Raw genomic sequence first — 6,559 nt, forward strand, 5'->3', positions numbered from 1 at the left:
ACCTTTTAAAAAACCTAGCCAAAATAATGTAATGATGGCTAGGTTTTTTAGTGGTGCTTATTCATTCATGCAACTGATAACTAAGAAATGAAATATAAATTTATCCAAGTAAACTTAACGCTGCATTCGGTGCCTGCTTAGCTTGTGCAAGAATAGAACTTGAAGCTTGAGATAAAATTTGGGATTTAGTCAGTGCAGTAGTTTCTTTTGCAAAATCAGTATCTTTTAATCGACTTTTAGAAGTATTTACATTTTCATTAATGTTTTCCAAGTTAGTTATAGCATGTTCTAAACGGTTTTGGAAAGCACCTAGCTCTGCTCGATGGCTATCTACATATTGTAGTGCAGAATCAATAATTCCAACAGACTCTTGTGCACCACCTACAGATGTTACATCAATAGCATTAACTACTACCTTTTTGCCTATTTGCATATCGAATTCATCAGCAAGGGTTCCACTAAAAGAAACTTCTCCTACTACTTTATCACTACCAGCAAATATTTGTAATTCTCCATTCTCATTCACAGAAACTTTTACCATATTTGTTTGCCCGTTTATATAGGTTGCTAACTCTTCAATATCATCTCCAATTTTAGCTTCTATATTAATGATTTGCTCCTGACCTTCTTTGTCTGTTAAAGTAATTGCCAAATCATTCCTCTCAGCCTGTATAGACCAATCTTTACTTTTCCCATTATTTGCTTTATAGCTAGTGCCACCCATTTCAGAGTTATCACTACGCATGTTATTAAGACTAAGCATTACTGCTTCACCATTGTTTGCTCCAATTTGAAAAGATTTAGTAGAAAAATTTCCATTAAGTAGCTTATTACCACCAAAAGATGTTGTTTCAGCAATACGATTTAACTCATCATTAAGAGATCTCACTTCATCTTGTATAGCGATACGCTCTGATTTAGAGTTAGAACCATTAGCTGATTGTAGAGATAGATCACGCATGCGTTGCAAAATATTAGTTGTTTCTTTCATCGCTCCTTCAGCAATTTGTGCAATAGAAATACCATTGTTTGCATTACGTATAGCAACATCCAGACCACGACTTTGTACATTTAAACGATTTGAAATTTGAAGGCCTGCTGCATCATCTTTAGCACTATTAATCTTAAAGCCAGAAGATAAACGTTCCATTGATATCTTTTGAGCATTGTCTGCATTATTTAGATAACGCTGTGCTGTCATTGCTGATACGTTTGTATTTACACTTACTGCCATAGTATCTCTCCAATTGTTTTAAAAAATAATAAAGTAACCTTCTTCGTAGTAGTTAAGATAACGGTTTAGTTTTAAAAATCTTAAATATTATTCATAACGAATAATATTTGCTGTTCAATGGTTCCAACTGCTACTTTTTTTATATCTGTCTATTCACAATTTCCATATTACTATGATGAAATCTAAAATTAACGTCTTATCTCAGATAAAAATAACTTCAAGAATCAAGTCAATCGCTCAATAATGTGAATTAATATAACTAAGCTATATTCTAATAATATCATCACTAATACTTTTCTACAAACTTAGAGTTATTTATTAAATTTTATAAGCTTATCTCATTATAGTCATTTTTATCTTGATAGACCCAGGAAGCAAGGTTTTTTAATTAAGACCAAACTAGTTGAGTTGAGAAAATTAAATATATTTACTAGCATTAATTTATTAAACGTACAAGTTTTTATTTATTTAATCAGTAAAGCATTTAAGTTACTATAAAATGCTAACATGTTGAATCAATTTAGATATACTTTAATTAATATGAAACAGTTTTCATATGTAGATCATCAAATGATGTTAAGAGCAATTGAATTAGCAAAACGCGGATTTTATACAACGGATCCTAATCCTAATGTTGGTTGCGTCATTATGAAAGATGGAAAAATAGTAGGAGAAGGGTTTCATTATCAAGCCGGAAGTTACCATGCTGAAATTCATGCCTTAAATGTTGCTGGTCATCAAGCTATTGGTGCAACAGTTTATGTTACTTTAGAACCATGTTCATATTATGGTAAGACTCCCGCATGCGTTAAAGCTCTTATTAAAGCTAAAGTAATAAAAGTTGTGTGTGCAATGCAAGATCCAAATCCTAAAGTATCTGGACGAGGCATATTAATATTAAAAAAATCAGGTATAGAAGTAGAAGTTGGATTACTTCAATCTGATGCTGAAGCTTTAAATGTTGGTTTTATAAAACGGATGAAGACTGGAATGCCATTTATAAGGTTAAAAATGGCAGCTAGTATTGATGGGAAGACTGCATTATTTAATGGAAGAAGTCAATGGATTACTTCTGTACACGCTAGAAGAGATGTTCAAGGTTTTCGTGCTAGATCTAGTGCAATTTTATCAACTAGTAAAACTGTAATTAATGATAATGCATCACTTAATGTTCGATGGAGTGAGCTTCCAGAATCTATTAGGGCTCACTTACCTCAATCAAAAGTTCGTCAGCCTCTTCGTGTTATTTTGGATTATTCAGAAAAATTACATGATAATTTAAATTTGTTCAAAACATTTGGTGGTCCTTTATTTATTGTAAATTCATTGCCAGGGAATATTAACATTCCTATTAATATAAATAAACAATTTGATCTAGTAAGAATGCTTATGTTTCTAGCTAAAGAACATAGCATCAATGAACTTTGGGTAGAAGCTGGTCAAACATTAGCAAATTCATTAATAAAATTGGATTTGATTGATGAGCTAGTATTATATTTAGCACCTAAAATAATGGGTAATGATAGTCTTGGTTTATTTGGAGAATTAAGTATAAAAAAAATTTCTGATATTCTAGAGCTACGTTTTTCAGATATTCGACAGATAGGTGAGGATATTCGCATTATTGCAACGATTAAGTCAAAAAAAAACTCTAATTCAGTTGATTTTTAGTCTATCATAAATACAAATGAATTTACAATATTAGGGTCAAACTATACTTATACTTATACTTGGTTACTTTGCGCGCAAATGTTTTTTTCACTATTATTATTTAGGGCTAGCAGCAAAACTAACCTAGTTTTTAGTCTTTCTAAGTTAAAGCTAGAGCTAGCTTTAACTCTAACTTAGGAATCAACTACTTAGCTATTCCCTGCTATAGCTTTTATAAGAACTGAGATGAGTAATAAAAATCTGTCTACCAATTTAGGTATAGAATTTTATTCGTTAGGGATGTATAGCGGATAAGGGTACTCATAGGAGCAGACTATGTCAATAAGTAAAACACAAGAAATTATTGAAGATATTCGTCTGGGGAAAATGGTTATTTTAATGGACGATGAATCCCGTGAAAATGAAGGTGATCTAATTATAGCAGCAGAGCTAATTACTCCAGAAGCAATTAATTTTATGGCAATGCATGGTCGTGGATTGATTTGCTTAACTTTAGAAAAAGAGCGCTGTGAATATTTAGGTTTGCCCCCTATGGTGCAAAATAATAATGCTCCATATACTACTAATTTTACTATTTCAATTGAAGCTGCAAAGGGTGTAACAACTGGTATTTCTGCAGCTGATCGTGCTATGACTGTGAAAGCTGCTGTTGCTAAAAATGCAAGACCTACTGATCTTGTTCAACCTGGTCATATTTTTCCATTAATTTCTCAAAATGGTGGTGTATTAACTCGAGCTGGGCATACTGAAGCTGGTTGTGATTTAGCTCGTTTAGCAGGTTTTGAAGCTGCTTCCGTAATTGTAGAAATTCTCAATGAAGATGGTACTATGGCTCGTCGCCCAGATTTAGAGAAATTTTCTCAGAAGCATGATATTAAACTAGGGACAATAACAGATCTAATTGAATACCGGAATAATACAGAAACTACTATTGAGCGTGTAGCTGAATGTAAATTACCAACAAAATTTGGACAATTTGAATTGTTTGTTTTTCGTGATACAATAAACAGCGAGTTACACTATGCGCTAAAAAAAGGATCTTTAAAGAAAAATATTCCTCTTGTTCGTGTTCATATTCAAGATTTTTTCAGTGATATTTTGCACAGTACTCGTAATAAGACAGAATCTGCTTGGAATATCGATCAAGCGATGATGAGAATAGCTGAGGATGGTGGTATCTTGGTTATTCTTGGCAGTGGAGGAACTAGTGATTTTTTAATTCATCGTACAAAATTGTTTTCAAAACAAGATGAAGGCAACTTAAATCTTGTACAAGTTAAAAAGCAAGATAATTCACGAAGAGTTGGTATAGGATCACAAATTTTATCAGATTTAGGGGTCAGCAATATGCGTTTACTTGCTTCGACTCCTCAAAAATACCGTGCACTTTCAGCTTTTGGTTTAAGTGTTGTTGAGTATATTTACGAATGATTATTTTTTTATTTTTGAGAGTTGTTAATTTATAACACCAAGAATTAAAGTAGAGAAATTTAATTTATGAAAATTATTGAAGGCGTTTTTTCCTCATCAAATGCACAGATTGCTGTTATTATTTCTCGTTTCAATAGTTTTGTTAATGAAAGTCTTCTTTCTGGTGCAGTTGACGTTTTAAAGCGTTATGGGCAAATCAGTGAAGAGAAAATTACTGCAGTGTATTGTCCTGGTGCGATAGAACTCCCTCTTGTTGCCCAAAAGATAGCTCAAGTAGATCAATATGATGGAATTGTATCGCTTGGTACAGTAATAAGAGGTGGAACTCCACATTTTGAATATGTATGTTCAGAATGTAATTCAGGCTTAGCAAAAATATCTTTGCAATACGGTATTCCAATAGCATTTGGTGTTTTAACTGTTGATACAATTGATCAGGCAATTGAACGAGCAGGGACTAAAGCTGGAAACAAAGGTGCAGAAGCTGCATTAAGTCTTCTTGAGATGATTGATGTTTTATCAAAAATTAATTCTTTGTGAGGGACCTGTGAAAGCTGTTTCTCGTCGAAATGCACGTCAATTTGCTTTGCAAGCTATTTATTCCTGGCAGATCACTAGGTTTGATCTTTCTATAATTGAAAAGCACTTTTTATCTGCTGATAAATATGAAGAGGAAAAATATCACGCGTTAGAACCTTCTCTCTCTATGCCGGAGACAGATGTCACTTATTTTCGCCGTATATTATCAGGTGTTATATTAAGCCATCTAGAATTGGATCGCTGGATTTACCCATATTTATCTCGTTCAATCAAAGACTTAGGCATGATGGAATTAGCATTACTTAGAATTGCTATATATGAAATGAAGTATTGTAGTATTCCCTACAAAGTAGTGATAAATGAAGCAATCGAACTAGCCAAATTATTTGCTGCAGAGGATAGCTATAAATTTGTGAATGGGATACTTGATAAAGTTAGTCATGTTCAGTGATATTTCTTACATTTATTAATTAATATGTATTCCCCTAAAGTATATGTCCAGTGAATTTAATTTAATTAATGATTTTTTTTCTAGCCGTCAATCTAATCGTAGTGATGTTATCCTTTCTTTAGGAGATGATTGTGCATTAGTACAGGCTCCCGAGAACTTTTTAATTGCGATTAGTACGGATACGCTTGTTGCTGGGACTCACTTTTTATCAACTGCTGATCCTGCTTTAGTTGCACATAAAGCATTATCATCTTCTATTAGTGATTTAGCTGCAATGGGAGCTACACCTAGTTGGTGCTCATTTGCTTTAACTATTCCAGATTTCTATGAAGCTTGGCTAACACCATTTTGTGATTCATTTTTTAAAATAGCGAATCATTTTGGTATTCAGCTAATTGGTGGTGATACTACAAAAGGTTCATTAAGTTTAACTTTAACTGTACAAGGTTTTTTACCAAAAAATAAAGCCTTAAAGCGGAGTGGTGCTGCTATTGGTGATTGGATCTATGTAACTGGTAATTTAGGTGATAGTAAAGCTGGCCTAAGTGTAATTTTAGATACTGCATTAAGAAAGCATCCATTTGCTAAAGAATTAGAAAGAAGACATTATCTTTCAACTCCTCGAGTGCTAGTTGGAAAAATGTTATTGGATATCGCAAGTGCAGCTATTGATATTTCAGATGGTCTTATTCTTGATATAAATCATATTCTTGAACGTTCTCAAGTTGGTGCCTCAATTGATGTATCATTATTGCCAGTATCACCTGAACTTATTAAATTTGTTGGCTGTATATCTCGAGCTTGGAAGTATGCATTAAGTAGTGGAGAAGAATATGAATTATGTTTTACTGTTCCAGATCAGAAAAAAAAAATGCTCGAACAGCGCTTAGTACATCTAGGTGTAAAGGTATCTTGTATTGGTAAAATCAAACAATCAGGGATATTTCAGTTGCATAACCAAGGAAAACTTCTTAACTGGACGTTAGATGGTTACGACCATTTTAAGGTAAAGCATGAGTAGTTTTTTCTCCCCTATTTCTTCTAAATGTTTTTGGCATTTTATTGCAACAGGATTTTATAGTGGCTTATCTCCTATAAGTCCTGGAACTATAGGTACTTTGGTTTCAATACCTTTTCTCTTTATTTTAGTTCAGTTATCTCTATTTATTTATATTTTTATTATAATAATTTTATTTATATTAGGAATTAAGGCGTGTCAAGTTGTTTCTGAC

At 32.8% G+C, this 6,559-nt stretch carries 7 protein-coding genes; 6 read left to right on the top strand and 1 reads right to left on the bottom strand.

Annotation, left to right across the window (positions count from 1 at the left end):
- Positions 1-100 precede the first annotated feature (100 nt).
- Positions 101-1,234 (bottom strand): flagellin, encoded by a 1,134-nt coding sequence (locus tag CF66_RS03270; protein WP_016503736.1) that lies wholly within the window; start codon positions 1,232-1,234, stop codon positions 101-103.
- 540 nt (positions 1,235-1,774) lie between these two features.
- On the opposite strand from CF66_RS03270, the gene ribD reads away from it, so the two are divergent.
- From ribD to CF66_RS03300, 6 genes are all read left to right on the top strand, one after another.
- Positions 1,775-2,905, top strand: coding sequence for a bifunctional diaminohydroxyphosphoribosylaminopyrimidine deaminase/5-amino-6-(5-phosphoribosylamino)uracil reductase RibD (gene ribD / locus CF66_RS03275; protein WP_034411627.1), 1,131 nt, complete (start codon positions 1,775-1,777; stop codon positions 2,903-2,905).
- Positions 2,906-3,220: 315 nt separating this feature from the next.
- A complete protein-coding gene (gene ribB / locus CF66_RS03280) occupies positions 3,221-4,336 on the top strand; it encodes a 3,4-dihydroxy-2-butanone-4-phosphate synthase (protein ID WP_034411628.1) in 1,116 nt (371 codons plus the stop codon).
- Positions 4,337-4,402: 66 nt separating this feature from the next.
- A complete protein-coding gene (gene ribH, locus CF66_RS03285; protein WP_016503733.1) occupies positions 4,403-4,876 on the top strand; it encodes a 6,7-dimethyl-8-ribityllumazine synthase in 474 nt (157 codons plus the stop codon).
- Positions 4,848-5,327, top strand: a complete 480-nt coding sequence (nusB, locus tag CF66_RS03290; RefSeq protein ID WP_052541671.1) for a transcription antitermination factor NusB — start codon at positions 4,848-4,850, stop codon at positions 5,325-5,327. The genes ribH and nusB overlap by 29 nt, the downstream gene beginning before the upstream one ends.
- A gap of 43 nt (positions 5,328-5,370) precedes the next feature.
- Complete coding sequence (gene thiL, locus CF66_RS03295) at positions 5,371-6,348, top strand: thiamine-phosphate kinase (RefSeq protein ID WP_016503731.1); 978 nt, start codon at positions 5,371-5,373, stop codon at positions 6,346-6,348.
- Positions 6,341-6,559 (top strand): phosphatidylglycerophosphatase A (locus tag CF66_RS03300; RefSeq protein ID WP_034411629.1); only part of this gene is annotated, 219 nt, incomplete at its 3' end. The genes thiL and CF66_RS03300, both read left to right, overlap by 8 nt.

The sequence above is a fragment of the Candidatus Photodesmus anomalopis genome, assembly GCF_000731785.2.
Taxonomy (GTDB): Bacteria; Pseudomonadota; Gammaproteobacteria; order Enterobacterales; family Vibrionaceae; genus Vibrio; species Vibrio anomalopis.